Raw genomic sequence first — 20,310 nt, forward strand, 5'->3', positions numbered from 1 at the left:
CATTACGGTGAGGTCATGAGTACACCGAGCATCGATCCCGCCACGATCTCCGCCGCCGCGAACGAAGTGGTGGGCTCCGCGTCGGACGGCGGCCGGTTGCCGGGGGTGGTCGCCGGCATCACCACCGACACCGAGACCATCTACCTCGGCCATTCGGGTGTGCGTGCGCTCGACCGGGACCAGCCGATGACCGCCGACACGGTCTTCGCGATCTTCTCCACCACCAAGGCCATCACCGGCACCGCGGTGCTGCAACTGGTGGACCAGGGCCTGCTCGATCTGGCGGCCCCGGCCCGCGAGTACGTACCCGCGATCGCCGAACTCGAGGTCATCGACGGCTTCGCCGAGGACGGCACACCGCAGCTGCGGGCGCCGGCATCGGATATCACCACCCACCAACTCCTTACGCACACAGCCGGTTTCGGTTACGACTTCTTCAACGAGACCTACTGCCGCCTCGCCAGAGAGCACGGTCAGCCGGGCATCATCGAGGCGACGCGAGCGGCCCTGCGCACACCGCTGCTGTTCGATCCGGGCACACAGTGGGAGTACGGCAGCAACCTCGACTGGGCCGGGCAGGTGGTGGAGGCCGTCAGTGGGCAGCGTCTCGGCGACTACATGAGCGAGCACATTTTCAGCCCGCTCGGCATGTCCGACAGTTCGTTCGAGCTGTCCGCCGACACCCGGGACCGGCGCGCGACCATGCATCACCGACTGCCCGACGGCTCCCTCAAGCCGAATCATGCATGGGCTCTGCCGGCCGACCCCGAGGTCCACATGGGTGGTCACGGTCTGTACTCGACCGTCGGCGACTACCTGAAGTTCATGCGGATGTGGCTGTGCGACGGCACCTCCGACTCCGGTGAGCAGGTGCTGCGCGCGGAAACGGTCGCGATGGCCGAGCGCAATCACCTCGGCGATCTGCATGTGACGAAGCTGCCCGGCGTCATCCCGGCGATCTCCAACGACGCGGAGTTCTTCCCCGGACTGTCCAAGAGCTGGTCCTACACCTTCATGGTCAACGACGAGGACGCTCCGACCGGGCGTCCGGCCGGGTCCCTCGCCTGGGCCGGACTGGCCAATCTGTACTACTGGATCGATCGGCGCACCAAGATCGGTGGCTACTGGGCCACCCAACTGCTGCCGTTCGCCGACGCGGTGTCGCTGGGCGGTTACCTCGAGTTCGAGACGGCCGTTTACCGCGCCCTCGCCGGCTGAGTTCCCCGCTCAGGTGCCCGGAAGACGCTTACGCCACCGTTCGCTGCGGATGAGCAGTTCACCGCGTCCCGGCGCGTAGGCCACCACGTCGAGGCCGTGGCGCCCGACGGCCTCGACGACCGGCCCACCGACGTCACGCATCGATACGTCGTCGAAGGCCCCGAAGCTGAGCGGCAGCAGCCCCGGGGTTCCGGCGAGTTCGCTCGCCGATTCCTCGTCGAAGTACACGAACGCCCAGTGCCCCGGTACCCGTTCGGCCATGATCGCCTCGGCTGCGCACGCCCGGCAGCACCCGAAGTACATCCGGGTCACGAACCCCGACGCCGCCAGGTCGGCGAAGGCGCGGGTGAGTCGCTCATGATCGCCCGGCTGGTCCCAGGCCTCCTGATCGGCGAGATGCCGCAGCCACATGGTCTCGACCAGGTCATGTGCCGACTCCGCTTCCAGTCCACTGGACTCCAGCCAGTCCCGGACATCGGCCTCGATGTCGGCGCGGCCGAGGAATCCCGGGGCGAGTCGCCCCTCGATCAGCTCGCTGAGTTCCGCGCTCACTGCGTCTTCGTCTGTCTGCCCCATGGGGACCCCCTGTCCGTGGCGTGATGTGCCGTCACCCTCTGTCAATAGTCGGACGCACGCGGTCCCGTGTCGGTTCCACGCCGGTTCCGGTCGAGGAGATGACACCGCCGGCGGCGCCGGACTTGCCCGTCGTCTCACAGTGAGACGAATGTGTCGCACCTCACACGGTTGTATCAGTAGCGCCCCAGTCCCCCGGGCCGGTGCAACACCGGCTCACATCCCCAGGAGGCGCACCTTGAGCAGACAGAGCCTGACCAAGGCCCATGCGAAGATCACCGAACTGTCGTGGGAACCCACCTTCGCCACCCCGGCGACGCGGTTCGGTACCGACTACACCTTCGAGAAGGCCCCCAAGAAGGACCCTCTCAAGCAGATCATGCGGTCCTACTTCCCCATGGAGGAGGAGAAGGACAACCGCGTCTACGGCGCCATGGACGGTGCCATTCGCGGCAACATGTTCCGCCAGGTCCAGGAACGCTGGCTGGAATGGCAGAAACTGTTCCTGTCGATCATCCCGTTCCCGGAGATCTCGGCGGCGCGGGCGATGCCGATGGCCATCGACGCCGTACCCAACCCGGAGATCCACAACGGGCTGGCCGTACAGATGATCGACGAGGTTCGTCATTCGACGATCCAGATGAACCTCAAGAAGCTGTACATGAACAACTACATCGACCCGGCCGGCTTCGACATCACCGAGAAGGCTTTCGCCAACAACTACGCGGGCACCATCGGCCGGCAGTTCGGTGAGGGTTTCATCACCGGCGACGCCATCACCGCGGCCAACATCTATCTGACCGTGGTCGCCGAGACCGCCTTCACCAACACCCTGTTCGTCGCGATGCCCGACGAGGCCGCCGCCAACGGCGACTACCTGCTGCCGACCGTGTTCCACTCGGTCCAGTCCGACGAGTCGCGGCACATCTCCAACGGCTATTCGATCCTGCTGATGGCCCTGGCCGATGAGCGCAATCGTCCTCTGCTGGAACGGGATCTACGTTACGCATGGTGGAACAACCACTGCGTGGTGGACGCAGCCATCGGTACCTTCATCGAGTACGGTACCAAGGACCGCCGCAAGGACCGGGAGAGCTACGCGGAGATGTGGCGCCGGTGGATCTATGACGACTACTACCGCAGTTACCTTCTGCCGCTGGAGAAGTACGGCCTGGTCATCCCCCACGACCTCGTCGAGGAGGCATGGAACCGGCTGGTGAACAAGCACTATGTCCACGAGGTCGCCCGCTTCTTCGCCACCGGCTGGCCGGTCAACTACTGGCGCATCGACGCCATGACCGACACCGATTTCGAGTGGTTCGAGGAGAAGTATCCCGGCTGGTACAACAAGTTCGGACGTTGGTGGGAGAACTACAACCGGCTCGCCTACCCCGGCAAGAACAAGCCGATCGCCTTCGAGGACGTCGACTACGAGTATCCGCATCGCTGCTGGACCTGCATGGTGCCCTGCATCATCCGCGAGGACATGGTCACCGACAAGGTCGACGGCCAGTGGCGCACCTACTGCTCGGAAACCTGCGCCTGGACCGACAAGACGGCGTTCCGGCCCGAGTACGAGGGCCGCGAAACCCCGAACATGGGTCGTCTCACCGGTTTCCGCGAATGGGAGACCCTGCACCACGGCAAGGATCTCGCCGACATCATCAAGGATCTGGGCTACGTGCGCGATGACGGTGAAACCCTCATCCCGCAACCACATCTGGATCTGACCCCGGACAAGATGTGGAAGCTCTCCGACGTGCGGGGCATCCAGTTCAACAGCCCCAACATCCTGCTGAACGAGATGTCCGACGAGGACCGCAAAGCCCACATCGCCGCGTACATGGCGAACAAGAACGGCGCCGTCGCGGTCTGACTACTCGGTGACCGGTGGACGGCGCACCTCGCGCCGTCCACCGGTACCACCCACCCACTATCAGGAGATCTGAGTTGGCCGACACACACCGGATCAGCTTCGAACCCGTCGACATCGAGATGGAGGTCGACGAGGACGAGACCATCCTCGACGCCGCCTTCCGCCAGGGCATCCACCTGATGCACGGATGTCGGGAGGGGCGGTGCTCGGCGTGCAAGTCCTACATGCTCGACGGCGACGTGCAGATGGACGACTACTCGACCTTCGCCTGCAACGAGTCCGAGGAGGCCGAGGGGTACGTGCTGCTGTGCCGTACGTATGCCTACAGCGACTGCGAGATCGAGCTGCTCAACTTCGACGAGGACGAATTGCTCGGCGGCGCACCGATTCAGGACGTCACCACCCGCGTGGCGGCCATCGAGCCGATGACCGCCGACATCGTCTCGCTCACACTCGACGTCGTCGAACCGGAGACCATCGAATTCAAATCGGGTCAGTACGTCGACCTGTACATCCCGGGTACCGAGGAGAAGCGGTCGTTCTCGATCGCCACCACCCCGGCCACCCCGGACCGGCTCGAGTTCCTCATCAAGAAGTATCCCGGCGGATTGTTCGCCGGCATGCTGACCGACGGACTGTCGGTGGGTGACGAGATCAAGGTCAACGGCCCGTACGGCTCGTGCACCCTGCGCAGTGGTCACGTGCTGCCGATCGTCGCGATCGGCGGTGGGGCCGGCATGGCGCCGCTCCTGTCGCTGCTCCGGCACATCAGCGAGACGGGATTGCATCGGCCGGTCCGGTTCTACTACGGGGCGCGGCGCGCGAGCGATCTGTTCTATCTCGACGAGATCGCCACGCTCGGTGAGAAGATCGAGGACTTCACCTTCACCGCGTGCCTCTCGGACTCCACCGACGACGCCCCCGACGGAGTCACCGTGGCCGGCGGCAACGTCACCGACATCGTCAACGCCAACGAGGCGGACCTCGCCCGAACGGAGGTGTACTTCTGCGGTCCCCCACCCATGGTCGACGCGGCTCTCGCTCTCGCCGAACAACATTCGATTCCTCGAGACCAGATCTTCTACGACAAGTTCACCAGCCCGGCATTCGACTCCTGACCGAGATGATCTCGGCCGAGTCGGCCTGAACGACAGGAACGAAAGGTATGTCCGCACCAGCAGAACCCCGGGAGCGCAGTTTCCCGTCCATCGAGTTCACCGACGCCGAGGCCGGCGCGCGGGAGTTCCCGAGCAGCCGTAGCCGCAAGTACAACTACTACCAACCCGCCAAGAAGCGGGCCACGATGTACGAGGACGTGACCGTCGACGTCCAGCCCGATCCGGAACGCCATCTCACCCAGGGCTGGATCTACGGCTTCGGCGACGGCCCGGGTGGCTACCCCAAGGAGTGGACGGCTGCCCGGTCGGCCAACTGGCACGCCTTCCTCGATCCCAACGAGGAATGGGAACAGTCGATCTACCGCAACAATTCTGCGGTGGTCCATCAGGTGGATCTGAGTCTGCAGAACGCCAAGCGGGCACGGGCCTACGACGGGTGGAACTCCGCGTGGCTCAAGTTCATCGAGCGCAACCTGGGTGCCTGGATGCACGCCGAGAGCGGGCTGGGTCTGCACGTGTTCACCTCGATCCAGCGCTCGGCGCCGACCAACATGATCAACAACGCGGTCTGCGTCAACGCCGCCCACAAACTGCGCTTCGCACAGGATCTCGCGCTGTTCAACCTCGATCTAGCCGAGGCCGAGGAGGCCTTTGACGGATCGGCCCACAAGGAGGTGTGGCAGTCGGCACCGGAGTGGCAGCCCACCCGCGAGGCCACCGAGCGGCTGACCGCGATCGGCGACTGGTGCAAGTTGTTGTTCTGCACCAACATCGTCTACGAGCAGCTCGTCGGCTCACTGTTCCGTTCGGAGCTGGTGATGCAGGTGGCCGCCCGCAACGGCGACTACATCACGCCGAGCATCGTCGGCACCGGTGAATACGACTACGACCGTGATCTCAACTACTCGCGAGCACTGTTCCAGATGCTCGCACGTGACGAGAAGTACGGCGTCGACAACCGAAAGCTGTTCGCCGACTGGATGTCCGAGTGGGTTCCCCGCTGCCTGGATGCGGCTCACGGGCTGCAACCCATCTGGTCGCAACCGGCCGACAAGACCGTCACCTTCTCGTCGAGCCTGGACCACGCGAAGACCAAGTTCGCCGATGTACTGGCCGCCATCGATGTCGATATCCCAGAGGAGCTGAACAAGTGAGCACAATGCATTTCGGAGCAGACACCGAGTTCTCCAATATGTGCGGGGTGACCCTGATGAACACCCCCATCGGCCGGGTCGTGGCAAATGTGATGGGCGCCAAGGACGGTGTGGAACTCACCGAGTACCCGTCGATGATCCGCGTGGACGGTGTCAACCGTCTCGAATTCGACTACGACGAGCTGACCGACGCGCTCGGCCAGGAGTTCGACGGGTCGATCTTCGAGGAGATCAGCTCCACCCACTACGGCCGCATGGTCCACCTCGACGACCGCACGATCCTGTTCGCCAGCCCCGAGGACGCGGCAGAGTTCATCGGTTTCGACCTGACCGCCTCGTCCTGACACACTTCACCGCCGGGGTGCGGCTCCCCACCGCACCCCGGCGGTGACTCCACTTCACAGCCCAGAAGAGAGAGCGAGCCACCTGATGTACGAGAAGAACGGCGAAAAATACTTCATCGTCGATGCCCACGTCCACCTCTGGGACGGACGGGAATCCAATCACCGCAACATCCACGGCAAACAGTTCATCGACTGCTTCTACGACTACCACCGCAACCTCAGTCCCGAGGAAGAGGTCTGGGACTACGACACCTACTGCTACTACGGCGGTGAACGTCTCATGCGCGATCTCTTCGAGGATGGGCCCGCCGATCACGCCATTTTCCAGGCGACCATTCTGAAAGACTTCTACGTCAACGGATTCGCCCAGGTCGACGACTCGCTGAAACTGTGCCAGGACAATCCCGGCAAACTCACCTACAACCACGCCTACGATCCGCGCGACGGTGAGGACGGCCTGGAACAGCTGCGCCGCGACGCCGACACGATGGACCTCAAGGGGGTCAAGCTCTACACCGCCGAATGGCACGGCGACTCCCGCGGCTACAAGCTCGACGACCACTGGTCACGTCGCTACCTCGAGGAATGTATCGCCCTGGGCATCAAGAACATCCACGTGCACAAGGGACCGACCATCCGCCCGCTCGACCGCGATGCCTTCGACGTCGCCGACGTGGACAAGGTGGCCACCGACTACACCGATCTCAACTTCATCATCGAGCACGTGGGTCTGCCGCGACTGGAGGACTTCTGCTGGATCGCCACCCAGGAGTCCAACGTGTATGGCGGTCTGGCCGTGGCCATTCCGTTCATCCACACCCGGCCGCGCTACTTCGCCCAGATCATCGGTGAACTCCTGTACTGGATCGGCGAGGACAAGATCCTCTTCGCCAGCGACTACGCGCTGTGGACGCCGCAGTGGCTCATCGAGCGGTTCGTCGACTTCCAGATCCCGGAGGACATGACGGAGTACGCACCCATCACCACCGACCAGAAGCGAAAGATCCTGGGCCTCAACGCCGCAGCCCTCTATCCACACATCGAGGTGCCCGCCGAGCTCCGGATTCCCACCGACGCAGCCGATCCCGGAGTCGAGGTGGCGGCCGGCGCCAAGGACGCGGTGAACGCATGACCGTGGAACTCGTCCGCCAGACACCGGTGGTGTCCCCGGAATCGTTGTCCGTCGGCGCCGCGGTCATGGCCGCCCTGTCCACGGTCCGCGATCCCGAGCTCGACGAGCCGATCACCGACCTGCGTTTCGTGCGCTCGATCGAGATCGACGACACCGCCGTCAGTGTGCATCTGCGTCTGCCGACGTCGTTCTGCTCACCGAACTTCGCCTACCTGATGGCGTCGGACGCGCAGGACGCGCTCGAGGAGATCGACGGGATCGGTGAGGTCCACGTCCTACTCGACGATCATCACGACAGCGACAAGATCAACCGCGGTCTGGCCGCCGCGGCCGGTTACGTGGGGACCTTCGGCGTCGAGGCGGAGGAGAGTCTCGACGAGCTGCGGCGCACCTTCGCCCGCAAGGCGCATGTGGCGGCCATGGAGCGATGCCTGACCGGGTTGCTCCGCGACGGCACGGTGACCGAGGACCAGATCGGGCACGTGCTGCTGCGCGACCTGCCTGCCGGCCCCAACCGCTCCGCACTGTTGCGCCGCCGCGCCGACATCGGGCTGTCCCTGTGCCGCAACAGCCGGGTGCTGGTGGACGACGAGGGCCACCCCCTGCCCGACGACCAGGTACCGATGCGGTTGAGATTCGCCCGCTCCGTGCGGATCTCGATCGAAGGCAACGGGCATTTCTGCCGGGGCCTGCTGGCCACGCGGTACGCCGACGACCCCGACTGTGACGGCACCAGCGGTCCCACCGTCACCGATCTGAGAACTCTGAAGGAGACGCCATGAGAGCCGTCCAAGTGGTCGGATACCACGACAAACTGCAACTGAACGACATCCCGAAACCGGAGATCACCGGTCCGCTCGACGTCATCGTCCGGATAGGCGGGGCCGGGGTTTGCCGCACCGATCTGCACATCCTGGAAGGACAGTGGGCCGAGAAGTCCGGTGTCACACTGCCTTACACGATCGGGCACGAGAACGCCGGCTGGGTGGAGGCCATCGGTGATGCGGTCACCAACGTCACCGTCGGCGAGAAGGTGATCCTGCATCCGCTGATCACCTGCGGGCTGTGCCGGGCCTGCCGGGCCGGCGACGACGTCCACTGTGAGAACAGCCGATTCCCCGGGATCGACACCGACGGTGGATACGCCGAGTACCTCAAGACCACGGCGCGCAGCGTCGTCGGCATCGATGACTCGCTCGAACCCGCCGACGTAGCCGCTCTCGCCGACGCGGGTCTCACCGCCTACCACGCCGCCGCGAAGGTCGCGCGGATGACACGGCCCGGTGAGGTCTGTGTCATCATCGGCGCGGGCGGATTGGGACACATCGGAATTCAGGTACTCAAGGCGATCTCCGGGGTGACCCTCGTGGTCGTCGACCGCAATCCCGACGCGGTCGCACTCGCGGTGGATGTCGGCGCGGATCAGGGCATCGTCGCCGACGGTTCCCACGTCCAGCAGATCCTCGATCTCACCGGTGGTCACGGAGCCGAAGCCGTTCTCGACTTCGTCGGCGAGGGTGGGGCGACCGCCGAGGGAATCGCGATGCTGCGCCGTGCCGGCAACTACTTCGTCGTCGGCTACGGCGAGAACATCGACGTCCCGACCATCGACGTGATCTCCACCGAGATCAACTTCATCGGCAACCTGGTCGGTTCCTACAACGACCTCGGGGAACTGATGACGCTTGCCGCACAGGGAAAAGTGAAGCTGCACACCACCACCTACGCCCTCGACGACTTCCAACAGGCGCTCGACGATCTCGACGCCGGCCGGGTCAGGGGGCGCGCCATCCTCGTGCCCTGACCGCCACACAGCCCGAAATCCGCAAGAACACATGAGAGGTTGAAATCGATGGCCAAAGAGTTGCGCTACAACGCCGAAGCGCGGCTACGGCTGGAGCGGGGCGTCAACGCCCTCGCCGACGCCGTGAAGGTGACGCTGGGCCCCAAGGGCCGAAATGCGGTGCTGGAGAAGCTGACCGGACCGCCCACGATCACCAACGACGGTGTCACGATCGCCCGTGAGATCCAACTCCGGGACCCGTTTGCCAACATGGGCGCCCAGTTGGTCAAAGAAGTCGCGATGAAGACCAACGGGGTGGTCGGTGACGGCACCACCACCGCGACGGTGCTCGCGCAGGCCATGGTCCGCGAGGGTCTGCGTGCCGTGGAGCAGGGTGCCAACCCGATGCGGGTGCGCCGCGGCATCGAACGCGCGGTGGCCGCGGTGACCGACGCGCTGGCCGGCCAGGCCGTCCAGATCGGCGGGCGCGGCGACCTGGCCCGCATCGCGAGCCTCGCGGCCAGCGACGACGAGGTGATCGGCGAGGTGATCGCCACCGCCGTCGAACACGTCGGGAAGAACGGTGTGATCACCACCGAGGAGAGCGACACGCTCGGGCTGACCGTCGACGTGGTGGACGGCATCGAGTTCGATCACGGCTACACGTCGGGATACATGGTGACCAATCCCGAACGCATGGAAGCGGTTCTGGACAATCCGGTGGTCCTGCTGACCAACAAGAAGATCACCGCCGTCCAGGAGATCATGCCGGCCATCGAGTCGGCCAAACGCGCCGACCGGCCCCTGCTGGTCCTCGCCGAAGACGTCGACGGACCCGCACTGCAGTTGCTCGTCGGCGGCAACATGCACAAGACGATGCTCTCGGTGGTCGTGCGCGCGCCCGGCTTCGGGCATCGGCGGATCGCCGAACTCGAGGATCTCGCGGTCGCGCTCGGCGGTCACGTGGTCGCCAAGGACACCGGTATCGAACTGAGTGAGGTATCGGCCGAGCATCTCGGCACGTGTGACCGGGTGACGGTCACCGAGAACGAGACCACCATCGTCGGCGCCCACGGCGACCAGTCGCTCGTCGACGCCCGTGTGCAGCATCTGGAGGCCCAGCTGCAGCGGGCCCGGATCGATCACGATCGCGACAGTTTGGAGTTGCGGATCGCGCGGCTGACCGGCCGGGTCGCGGTGATCCGCGTAGGCGGCGTGACAAGCGTCGAACTGAAGGAACGGATGCTGCGGGTGGAGGATGCGCTGGCCGCCACCCGCGCCGCGGTCGAGGCCGGCATCGTCTCCGGCGGCGGCACCGCGCTGGCCCAGGCGCATCGTGCGCTCGAACCACTCGAGGCACTCGGCGACGAGGCCGTCGGCATCGACGTCGTCCGCCGGTCGCTGGCCGAACCACTGTTCTGGATCGCCACCAACGCCGGATTCGACGGCGACGAAGTGGTGAAGGTGGTGGCGGGTCTCCCGCTCGGACACGGATTCAACGCGCTGACCGGCGGATACGGCGACATGTTCGACGAGGGTGTCATCGACCCGTGCAAGGTCACCCGCGCCGCCCTGGAGAGTGCCGCCTCCATCGCCGCACTGCTGATCACCACCGAAACGGCAGTGGTCGAGGAGGTTTTGGGCAATCCGGGTGCGATACCCGCGCCCGCCGTCGGCGATCTCGCCGAAGGCATGATCCGTCCCTCCAACATCTACTGACCCGACCGGGCCGGCGGCGATCCGAGCTCCCCGGAGTTCACGGCGTTGATCGCCGCCGGCCCATCCCTACTCACGCAGGCATCCACCGGCAAATAGTGATGCCGGTTACACTCGGAGACACATGAGATTCCGGACACGATCACAAGGGGGTCCGCTGAATCGGTGAGATTGCAGCCCACAGCCCAGGCACAGCATTCGCCGCTCTATGTCGCGCGTGCGCGAGAACGCTTCCTCAGCGATGACGGTATCGACGACTCGGTCCGAGACACCATCTCCACGTCGTGGAAGCGGTCCCGCTCGTTCAACGTGCACGCCGATCGCCTCGAGCTTCCGTTCGTGCGCGAACCCAATCCGGACAGCTCACTCATGCGTGCTGCGCGTCCGATCCTCGACCAGCTCGCCGAGGACCTGTCCGCCGAGCCGGTCAGCATCATCCTGACCTCGCCGGACGGTGTGGTCCTGTCGCGTGCGACGGCTTCGCGGGAACTGCGCTCACGACTCGACGACGTGAGTCTGGCGCCCGGCTACAGCTACAACGAGCAGCATGCCGGCACCAACGGCATCGGCACCGCCCTCGAGGCGCAGCAACCGACGCTGGTCACCGGATCGGAGCACTACGCGGGCTGCCTGTCGCAGCTCTCCTGCGCCGGTGTGCCCATCCGCAATCCGTTCTCCGGTGGCGTCGTGGGCGCACTCGATCTGACCGGATGGGTCGACGATGGCGGTCCGCTACTGCTCTCACTGGCCAAATCTGCGACCGTCCAGATCGAACAGCAGATGCTCTCCCTGGCCAGCCAGCGTGAATCCCGGCTACTGTCCGCGTATCTCGCGACCTGTCGTCGGGCACCGCAGATGATGGTGCTCGCGATCGCCGCGGATGTGGTGCTGATGAACCGCAAACTCCGGCTCAGTATGGACCCGCTCGATCAGGTGGCGATGCTCGAGTACGCGGTCGACCACACCATGGACGCCGTCGGCGCTCGTCGCGTCAGCACCCTGCCCAGCGGCCGGGTGCTGCGATTGTCGCCGGTCGACGACCACTGGGACGACGCCGCCCAGATGGCCGTGTTCCATGTGCACCTGCTCGACGCCGAACCGTCGCGGCCGGCGCCGCGGAGTGATTCCACCGCACTGCCCGGGATCGTCGGGCGTAGTTCCTCGTGGCGGCTGTGCTGCGATCTGGTCGGCCGCTACGCCCGGGACGGCGAATGGGTGGCGGTCGCCGGGGAACCCGGGTCGGGCCGGACCGCACTGTTGCGCGGTGCTGCGGCACGACATCTACGGGGTGCCACACGGGTCTTCGACGCCGCCGATTTCGATGATCCCGACACGATGGAAACCCTTGCCGCCGAACTGGATCGGGACGAGTTCGGCATCGTGATACGCGACCTCGACCGTCTCGACGACGAGTTGGCCGCCGAGATCGCCGACCTGCTCCAGGGCCGGGAAGAGTACGGCTGGGTGGGGATCACGGTGAACACCGGCGATCTCGACCCGGGCCTGGGCGCCACGGTCCTCCCGTTCTTCGGGCACACCGTCGAGGTGCCCCCGCTACGCCACCGCATCGAAGATCTCCGGGAGTTGGTGCCGACGCTGCTGCGCCAGCTGACCCGGGGCCGGGAGCTGAGCGTATCGGCCGAGGCGATGCGCCAGCTGAGCAAGTACAGCTGGCCGGGCAACGTCGCCGAACTGCGCCAGACCCTTCGCGAAGTGGTGACCCATCAGCGATCCGGCATCATCACCGAACGCCAATTGCCACCCACCTGCCGCACCTCGAGCCGGCACACCCTCACCCGGATCGAGGCCCTCGAACGCGACGCCATCGTGCGGAGCCTCGACGAGAACGGCAACAACAGGATGGCCGCCGCCGAGGCTCTCGGCATCTCCCGCGCGACCATCTACCGCAAGATCAAGGAGTTCGGGATCGACATGTGACCCGGCCGGCCCCACCGGTTCACTCACGCCTTATGTCCTGCTGGTCGACCCGCACCAAGATTGCTGGTGAGCCGCCCCTATTGTGCTGGTTGCCCTCAGTCACCGGATGGGAGAGCGGTTCGGCCAGCGGAGAAGCGAGGCTCTCGGGGGACCGCGTTGGCTCGAAATCGCAGCGGTGGCTCACCGTACTCCTCGATGGCGTGGGCGATCCAGCCTGCGGTGCGGGCGATCGTGAAGAGTGCCTCGCCTGCGGCGACCGGCATGCCGGCGAGGAAACAGAGTGCCCCGAGTGCGAAATCGATGTTGGCGATGATTCCGGTGCGACGTTCCGCGGTCCGTCGCAGAGTGTGAATGCTCGATAGCGCAGCAGAATTCGCAAACTCGGCGTCCAGTAGGGCCAACAGCATCTTCCCCCGCGGATCGCCGTCCGGATACAAGGGGTGACCAAAGCCGGGCAGGTGCTCATGGGTCTCCAGAGCGCGAGCGATCGCACGCTCCGACCCGCGGTCGGCCGCATCGACCAGCATCGGATACACCAATGCGCTGGCCCCGGCATGAAGCGGTCCTGCCGTCGAGCCGAGGCCTGCCAGCACCACCGAGAACGGGTCCGCGCGCACCGACGCCGCCACCCGAGCTGCCATCGTCGACGACGCGAGCTCGTGGTCGGTGAGCAACACCAGCGCCGCGTTGACCGACGCGACAATTCCTTTGGTCGATAGTCGAGAAAGCAGACCGCCGCAGAGTACGCCCGCGAGACTACCGCTGATGGGTGCACCACCGGCCGGAAGATGCAGCCGGGGAACCCGGGTCGGCGGCCGATCCGCGGCAGCCACCACCATGGTCGCGATCACCGAACGCGCGCTCGTCGTGACTGCGGGGAGCGTGAGGTCCGCCCGGAACGGTTCGGCAGCTGCGGCCAGCACCACTGCCGCTCGCATGCGATCACGCGGATGTTCGAGGATGTCCGGGATGGTGACCGGGTAGGGCTGCCAACGGTTCTCGGGCTCCTCGTCGCCCGTCCAGAGCCACCCGGCGGTCTCCTCGAAAGAATGCGTGCGTGCCATCGCGCACGCATCCCGTCCTCGATAGCGAACACGCTGATCCGCGATGGTGGTCAGCCCCGTCTCGACGATCAGGTCGAGCGCCGACGGCCGGCTGGTGCGACGCGGACGCCCCCGGCGGGCCAGCTGCTCCACCTCGTCGCGGTCGAAAAGGCTGTTCCGAGAACCGGGCTGACGCGTCGCGGTGAGCACACCCCGACTCACGTAGGCATAGACGGTGTCGAGCTTGACGCCGAGCCTGGCAGCGGTCTCCCGGGCGGTCATTCTGGACATGACTTGATGATAATCAACCTTGATTTGCCGGTCGGCACATCACGATCATGGAGTCATGACACCGGTTGCGGATTCGATCAATGGAGCGGTCGAGGTACCGCGCGGACTCAAGGGCGTGGTGGTCGCCGACACCGCCGTCGGCGATGTGCGTGGGACCGAGGGCTTTTACCATTACCGGCAGTACTCGGCGGTGGAGCTGGCCACGACCCGTCCGTTCGAGGACGTCTGGCGGCTGATGATCGACAAGACGCTGCCGACGGACCTCGCCGAACGCGGCGCCTTCTGCGACGAGGTACGACCGCTACGCGCCATCCCCACGGCCACGGCGGGTGTCCTGCCCGCCATCGCCCGCGCGTCCGATCCGCTGACGGGGCTGCGCACCGCGCTGTCACTCGTCGGCGCCGAACGTGGCTTCCGGCCCGTCTACGACCTCGATCACACCGCCCGGCGGTCCGACGCCCTACTGACGGCGGCGGTGACACCGACCATCCTGACCTCGCTGTACCGCCTGCGCAACGGGCTCGACGCCGTGGCCCCCAGGGACGATCTGGACTACGCCGCCAACTACCTCTGGATGCTCACCGGCACCGAACCGGACCCCGGCCGGGCACGCGCGCTCGAGCACTACCTCGTCTCCACCGTCGATCACGGGTTCAACGCCTCGACCTTCACCGCGCGCGTGATCGCTTCGACCGGCGCCGATCTGAGCGCATGCATCGTCGGCGCCATCGGTGCCCTGAGCGGTCCGCTGCATGGCGGCGCCCCCTCTCGCGCATTGGATCTGCTCGACGAGATCGGTTCGATCGACAATGCCCGTCCGGTGGTGGTCCCGAAGGTGCAGCGCGGTGAGCGGATCATGGGATTCGGCCACCCCGTCTATGTCACCGACGATCCGCGGTCGATCATGCTCGGCGATGTCGCGCGGCACCTCGGCGGCGAGCTGGCGGATCTGGCGACCGGTGTGGAACGCACCGTGGTCGACGTCCTCGCCGAACTCAAGCCCGGCCGCCACCTCTACGCCAATGTCGAGTATTACGCGGCGGTGGTGATGTCGTTGTGCGGCGTACCGCGGGAGATGTTCACCCCGACCTTCGCCTCGAGCCGGGTCATCGGCTGGACGGCCAACGTTCTGGAACAGGCCGAGGACTCCAAGATCATCCGCCCCAGCGCACGCTACGTCGGACCACCGCCACCGCAACCGGTATCTGAACTGCCCTGATCCCGCTGCAGCGATGGGACCGCTGGGCACCGCCTCGGGTAGTACTGTCTAACCGTGCGATTCGTAGATGAACGCGCCGCCGTCGTCGCGGCCGCCCACCGGCTGGCGGCCCGGGGGCTCACCCACGGTACCGGCGGCAACGCGTCGGTCCGGGCGGGTGACCTCGTGGTGTTGACACCGTCCGGTTGTTACCTCGACACGGTCACCGCCGAGGACCTCGTCGTCGTCGACCTCGACGGAACCGTCGCCGAGGAAACCGAACAAGTGCCGACCTCGGAGTTGCGCATCCACCTCGACGTCTATCGCACCACGACGGCCCGTGCCGTGGTCCACGCCCATCCGATCGCATCGATCGCGGTGTCCAACACCAACGACGAACTGCCGGTGGTGCATTACACCGCGGCGATGATCGGCGGCACCGTCCGCGTGGCGCCGTATGCGGTGTTCGGTAGCCAGGAACTCAGCGACAGCGTCGCCGCCGCCCTACGCGATCGGACGGTCGCGCTCATGCGCAATCACGGATCCGTCGCCTACGGCGATGACATCGAATCTGCTTGCGACCGAATCGAACTCGTCGATTGGCTGGCACAGATCCACCTTCAGGCACCGGGCGGTTCGGTTCTCGACGACGCACAGGTCGGCGACGTCATCATGACCGCCGCCCGGCGACACTACTCACCATTTCGGAGTGCTACATGAGAGTAATCACCTTCGGGGCGCATGTCCTCGATGTCCTCGCCCAGCCGGTCGACGCCATCCCGGAGGGACAGGGGGCGACGCTGGTGCAGCACATGCGGATGTCGGCCGCCGGCCCCGCGGGTGGCACCGCCATCACGCTGGCCAAACTCGGGGTCGAGGTGTACACCGCCGGCGCGATCGGCGACGACGAGGCCGCCGACGTCCTGATCACCGCGCTCAACCGCCACGGCGTGGTGACCGACGACCTTGTGCGCGTTGATCTTCCGACGTCGATGAGCATGCTCCCGATACGCAGCAACGGTGATCGTCCCGCCATCCACATGCCCGGCGCCAATCTCGCCTACCCGCTTGATCGGGCTCCGCTCGAATTGTTCACCGGCGCAGACCATCTCCACCTCGGTGCACCCGAGCTGCTCAATCCACCCGAACTCGCACCACTACTCGCCGACGTCCGCGACACCGGCACCACGATCTCCGCGGACATCCTCGCCGATGGGGATCCCGGGGCGCTCGCCTGGCTCGAACCCGTTCTGCCACACCTGGATTACCTCCTACCCAACGACGAGCAGGTGCGCGGGCTCACCGGGCGCACCGACCTGATCGACGCCTGCCGCGCACTCATCGACACCGGCGTCACCTGTGTGGCCGTCACCGCCGGCGCCGACGGTGCGCACGTGGTCACCGCCGACGACGCCGAGCACGCCCCCGCAACGCCGGTGACCGTCGTAGACACCAGCGGATGCGGCGACGCCTTCTCAGCCGGCTTCATCGCCGCACGTGGCCACGACCTGCCGCTGCTGGAGTCGGCCCGGGTGGGATGCGCGGTGGCCGGCATCGTCGCCACCGGATTGGGCAGTGACCACGGCGATTTCACGTGGGGATCGATCACCGGAGGCTGACCGCACCTCCGCCGAACCGGCGGCATCCCAGAGTTGTGGGGTGCGGGGTCCCCAGCGTTCTGGTGACGATTCTCCCCGCACCCGGGGGATGGTGAACCTACCGCCCGCTCAACCATTCTCGTACCCGAGCACCCTCGAGCACGGGAGAGAAACAATCATGTCACTGACCACGGATCACGCAGCCTTCGCGAACTTCGACGACCTCGTCACGGCTGTCGGAGGACCGGTCCTCACACCCACCGACGCCGCATTCGGGGCAGAGCTCACCGGCTTCAATCTGGCCCGCACGCCCGCATCCGGGATCGTTGTCGGCGCCACCTGTGCCGGCGACGTCGCAGCAGCCATCCGATACGCGCGTGCCAACGGCTTGCGGATCGGCGTTCGTGCGACGGGCCACGGTCCGATCGTCGAGGGCGGCGGGCACCTCACGATCACCACGTCCCGGATGGACGACGTCACGGTCGACGCGGTCCGTCGGACGGCTCGCGTCGGCGCCGGCGTCCGATGGGCCGAACTGGTGGCGGCGACCGCACCACATGGGTTGACCGGACTCGTCGGGTCGTCGTCGGGTGTCGGGGTCGTCGGTTACACGCTCGGCGGTGGACTCAGCCCACTCGGACGCGAGTTCGGTTATGCCGCCGACCACGTCCGCTCGATCGAGCTCGTGACCGCGGACGGCATCATCACGACAGTCGACGCGGGGGCCGGTTCCGACCTTTTCTGGGCCCTGCTCGGGGGACGGGACGGACTGGGCATCGTGACCGCCATCGAGTTCGATCTGTTCCCACTCGCCACCGTGTACGGCGGCGGTATCTTCTTCGCCGGCGCCGCGGCCCACGACGTCCTGCACGCCTGGGGCCGCTGGGCACCGGATCTGCCCGACGAGGCCGGCACGTCGGTGGCCATCCTGCGGCTGCCGCCGGACCCCGCTCTGCCCCCGCCGCTGCAGGGACAGATCGCCGTCCACGTCCGGTTCACCTACACCGGCGCCGCAGCGACCGGCGAGTCGCTGTTGCGGCCGATGCGCGACGCGGGGCCCGTCCTGCTCGAGAACGTCGCGGTGCTGCCCGTCCCCGCTCTGGACGCGGTGCACATGGACCCGCCCGGGCCGATGCCCTCTGACGAACGCGGCGTCGGGTTGAGTGAGTTCTCCGCAGCAGCGGCCGACGCACTGCTCGCGGCTGCCGGACCCGCCGTACCCAGCCCGTTGGCGATCGTCGAGCTTCGCCTGCTCGGCGGCAAACTGCGCGATCCCCAACGACTTCCGAATGCCGTCGCCGGCCGGTCCGCGGCCTACAGCCTGCTGGCCATCGGGGTACCCGCAGGCCCGCTGGGTGATCAGCTCGATCACCACCTGGCTGCGGTCGTCGGCGCGGTCGCTCCGTGGGCGATCGCCGGCCCGCTCAACATGTCCGGACCACGATCGGCGATGCCCAGCGACCTCTGGCCGGCCGACGAACGCAGGCGTCTCGACGAGGTCCGCCGACGTCATGACCCCAGCGGTGTCCTCTCGCCGATCGACCCCAACAATCTGGGATAGACATAATCCCAGCACAACCCCACAATTGGTCAATGGCATCGAGTCTGACAGCCGAGCGTGTGCGCCGCGACATCGACGTGGTGGCCCACGCCGGCCTCGGGCTCGATGATTTCTTCGCCGAATCGGTGACGTCGATCAGTCGTGCCGTCCCCAACGACGCGGTGTGCATCGCCAGTCTGGACCCGGGTTCGCTGATCCTCACCGGTGCCCGCAAGTACGGCTCACTGCTCGGCCAGGACACCCGCGATCCCGATTGGGGACTCCTCGAGTACGGCAGCGTCGAAGAGTCGTCGTTTCGCGAGATGGCCACCGCCGGGATCGACGCCGTCGGACTCAGCGCCCTCACCCACGGTGATCCACGACGCTCGACGCGCATGGACGAACTCATGATCCCGACGTTCTCCTTCCACGACGAGGCGCGGGTGTTGTTACGCGACGGCCGGGGGGTCTGGGGCGGGATCTCGTTGTTCCGCAGTGGTTCCGGATGCCGTCCGTTCGACGACGACGAGATCGGTTTCCTCGCATCACTCTCGCGGACAATGGCCCACGGTGTTCGTGCGGGGTTGCTCAGTGCGGTCGTGGCCGAACCGCAGACCACCATCACCGGGCCCGCCGTCATCATCGTCGACCGCACCGATCGGATCGTGCAGATGAGCGCGGGCAGCCAGGAACGGATCGACGAGCTCAAGGCGGGCACCAACAGTGGCGCAGCCGTCAATCCGATATACGGATTGATCGGTGCCGCACGGCGTTACGGCCGTGGTGAGTCGAGTGTTCCACCGCGTCTGCGTGTTCGCGGTGCGTCGGGCATGTGGCTGGTCATCCACGCGTCGCCGCTCTCGTCGACCGACGGTCGTGTCGGCGAGGTGGTGGTCACCATCGAGGAGGCGCGTCCGCCGGACATCGTGCCGATCGTGGTGGATGCCTTCGGGCTGACCGCCCGCGAACGCGACGTCACGCAGATGGTGCTGCAGGGAGTGGCCACCAAGGACATCGCCGCCACCCTGCACGTGTCCGCGTACACCGTGCAGGATCACCTCAAGTCGATCTTCGCCAAGGCCGGTGTGCGGAGCCGCCGCGAACTCATCGCCCGGGTCTATTTCGACCAGTACGCGCCGCGGATCAATCAGCCTCTCGGCCCGTCGGGGACGTTCCTGGAGTGACCAGCCGCAGCGCGAGGCCCGCGTAGAGCGCACCGAGCGCCTGCGGGTCACGGTGCGTCCGGGACGGGAACCAGCGGCAGACGTCGACGCACAGCGACGAGATCGCGAGCACCACGTCGTCGACCGACTCCACGTCGAACTCACCGGTGTCCTCGCCGAGGCGAACGATCCGCGCGAGTACCTCGGTGGTGTCCCGGCGGATGCGGGCGATGGCCGCGTAGTGGGGCCGGGTGAGCCCGTGCAACTCGTACTGGACGACCTTGGCGAGGTCATGATGCTCGGCCTGCCACACCGTGAAGGCCGACACCACCGCCGCCAACCGTTCGGCGGCGCTGCGGTCCTCGTCGTCGACCGACCGCAGGGTGGTGAGCACGCCGCGGTGCCCCTCCTCGGCGATCGCGTAGAGGAGCTCTTCCTTGGAGCCGTAGTGCGGGTACATGGCCGCCGCACTCATGTTGAGCCGCTTGGCGATCTGCCGGGTCGAGGTGGCCCCGTACCCCACCTCTGCGAACGACGCGATGGCCGCACGCCGAATGCGCGCGGCGGCGACTGATTCCCGACGACGATCAGTGGGCATTGACCTCGATCACCTCCTCCGGCATTA

Annotated in this window: 18 protein-coding genes; 15 read left to right on the top strand and 3 right to left on the bottom strand. The window is 66.3% G+C overall.

Going from position 1 to position 20,310, the window contains the following annotated elements; translation table 11 throughout:
- Positions 1-15: 15 nt before the first annotated feature.
- Complete coding sequence (locus GBRO_RS17665; protein ID WP_012835254.1) at positions 16-1,218, top strand: serine hydrolase domain-containing protein; 1,203 nt, start codon at positions 16-18, stop codon at positions 1,216-1,218.
- A 9-nt stretch (positions 1,219-1,227) separates the two neighbouring features.
- On the opposite strand, the gene GBRO_RS24785 is transcribed toward GBRO_RS17665, so the two are convergent.
- Positions 1,228-1,770, bottom strand: coding sequence for a DUF6891 domain-containing protein (locus GBRO_RS24785; protein ID WP_147290663.1), 543 nt, complete (start codon positions 1,768-1,770; stop codon positions 1,228-1,230).
- Positions 1,771-2,029: 259 nt separating this feature from the next.
- Here GBRO_RS24785 and GBRO_RS17675 point away from each other — a divergent pair, with 259 nt between their 5' ends.
- From GBRO_RS17675 to GBRO_RS17715, 9 genes are all read left to right on the top strand, one after another.
- Positions 2,030-3,667: an aromatic/alkene/methane monooxygenase hydroxylase/oxygenase subunit alpha gene (locus GBRO_RS17675; protein WP_012835256.1), complete on the top strand. Its 1,638-nt coding sequence runs from the start codon at positions 2,030-2,032 to the stop codon at positions 3,665-3,667.
- A 74-nt stretch (positions 3,668-3,741) separates the two neighbouring features.
- Positions 3,742-4,785 (top strand): 2Fe-2S iron-sulfur cluster-binding protein, encoded by a 1,044-nt coding sequence (locus GBRO_RS17680; RefSeq protein ID WP_012835257.1) that lies wholly within the window; start codon positions 3,742-3,744, stop codon positions 4,783-4,785.
- Positions 4,786-4,832: 47 nt separating this feature from the next.
- Positions 4,833-5,939: an aromatic/alkene monooxygenase hydroxylase subunit beta gene (locus GBRO_RS17685; RefSeq protein ID WP_012835258.1), complete on the top strand. Its 1,107-nt coding sequence runs from the start codon at positions 4,833-4,835 to the stop codon at positions 5,937-5,939.
- 5 nt (positions 5,940-5,944) lie between these two features.
- Positions 5,945-6,283: a propane 2-monooxygenase effector subunit MimD gene (gene mimD, locus GBRO_RS17690; protein ID WP_172491699.1), complete on the top strand. Its 339-nt coding sequence runs from the start codon at positions 5,945-5,947 to the stop codon at positions 6,281-6,283.
- Between the two features lie 85 nt (positions 6,284-6,368).
- Positions 6,369-7,415 (top strand): amidohydrolase family protein, encoded by a 1,047-nt coding sequence (locus GBRO_RS17695; RefSeq protein ID WP_012835260.1) that lies wholly within the window; start codon positions 6,369-6,371, stop codon positions 7,413-7,415.
- Positions 7,416-7,480: 65 nt separating this feature from the next.
- Complete coding sequence (locus tag GBRO_RS17700; protein ID WP_223375369.1) at positions 7,481-8,197, top strand: iron-sulfur cluster assembly protein; 717 nt, start codon at positions 7,481-7,483, stop codon at positions 8,195-8,197.
- On the top strand, positions 8,194-9,219 hold the full coding sequence (locus tag GBRO_RS17705; RefSeq protein WP_012835262.1) for an NAD(P)-dependent alcohol dehydrogenase: 1,026 nt from the start codon (positions 8,194-8,196) through the stop codon (positions 9,217-9,219). The genes GBRO_RS17700 and GBRO_RS17705 overlap by 4 nt, the downstream gene beginning before the upstream one ends.
- 48 nt (positions 9,220-9,267) lie before the next feature.
- On the top strand, positions 9,268-10,917 hold the full coding sequence (groL, locus tag GBRO_RS17710) for a chaperonin GroEL (RefSeq protein WP_012835263.1): 1,650 nt from the start codon (positions 9,268-9,270) through the stop codon (positions 10,915-10,917).
- 162 nt (positions 10,918-11,079) lie between these two features.
- Entirely contained in the window at positions 11,080-12,852 is a 1,773-nt protein-coding gene (locus tag GBRO_RS17715) for a sigma-54-dependent Fis family transcriptional regulator (protein ID WP_012835264.1), read from the top strand.
- A gap of 95 nt (positions 12,853-12,947) precedes the next feature.
- On the opposite strand, the gene GBRO_RS17720 is transcribed toward GBRO_RS17715, so the two are convergent.
- Entirely contained in the window at positions 12,948-14,186 is a 1,239-nt protein-coding gene (locus GBRO_RS17720) for a citrate synthase (protein WP_012835265.1), read from the bottom strand.
- Between the two features lie 55 nt (positions 14,187-14,241).
- Here GBRO_RS17720 and GBRO_RS17725 point away from each other — a divergent pair, with 55 nt between their 5' ends.
- The 5 genes from GBRO_RS17725 (at position 14,242) to GBRO_RS17745 (ending at position 19,706) form a co-directional block, all read left to right on the top strand.
- The gene (locus tag GBRO_RS17725; protein ID WP_012835266.1) at positions 14,242-15,405 is read left to right on the top strand and encodes a citrate/2-methylcitrate synthase; all 1,164 of its coding nucleotides are present in this window, start codon (positions 14,242-14,244) and stop codon (positions 15,403-15,405) included.
- Between the two features lie 54 nt (positions 15,406-15,459).
- On the top strand, positions 15,460-16,104 hold the full coding sequence (locus GBRO_RS17730; protein WP_012835267.1) for a class II aldolase/adducin family protein: 645 nt from the start codon (positions 15,460-15,462) through the stop codon (positions 16,102-16,104).
- Positions 16,101-17,003, top strand: coding sequence for a carbohydrate kinase family protein (locus tag GBRO_RS17735; protein WP_012835268.1), 903 nt, complete (start codon positions 16,101-16,103; stop codon positions 17,001-17,003). Before GBRO_RS17730 ends, GBRO_RS17735 begins: the two co-directional genes overlap by 4 nt.
- Positions 17,004-17,160: 157 nt before the next feature.
- Positions 17,161-18,543 (top strand): FAD-binding oxidoreductase, encoded by a 1,383-nt coding sequence (locus tag GBRO_RS17740; RefSeq protein WP_012835269.1) that lies wholly within the window; start codon positions 17,161-17,163, stop codon positions 18,541-18,543.
- A 32-nt stretch (positions 18,544-18,575) separates the two neighbouring features.
- On the top strand, positions 18,576-19,706 hold the full coding sequence (locus GBRO_RS17745; RefSeq protein WP_012835270.1) for a helix-turn-helix transcriptional regulator: 1,131 nt from the start codon (positions 18,576-18,578) through the stop codon (positions 19,704-19,706).
- Here GBRO_RS17745 and GBRO_RS17750 read toward each other — a convergent pair.
- Positions 19,666-20,283 (bottom strand): TetR/AcrR family transcriptional regulator, encoded by a 618-nt coding sequence (locus tag GBRO_RS17750; protein ID WP_012835271.1) that lies wholly within the window; start codon positions 20,281-20,283, stop codon positions 19,666-19,668. The two genes, GBRO_RS17745 and GBRO_RS17750, sit on opposite strands and share 41 nt — an antisense overlap.
- Positions 20,284-20,310: the final 27 nt, after the last annotated feature.

The organism is Gordonia bronchialis DSM 43247 (assembly GCF_000024785.1).
GTDB lineage: Bacteria > Actinomycetota > Actinomycetes > Mycobacteriales > Mycobacteriaceae > Gordonia > Gordonia bronchialis.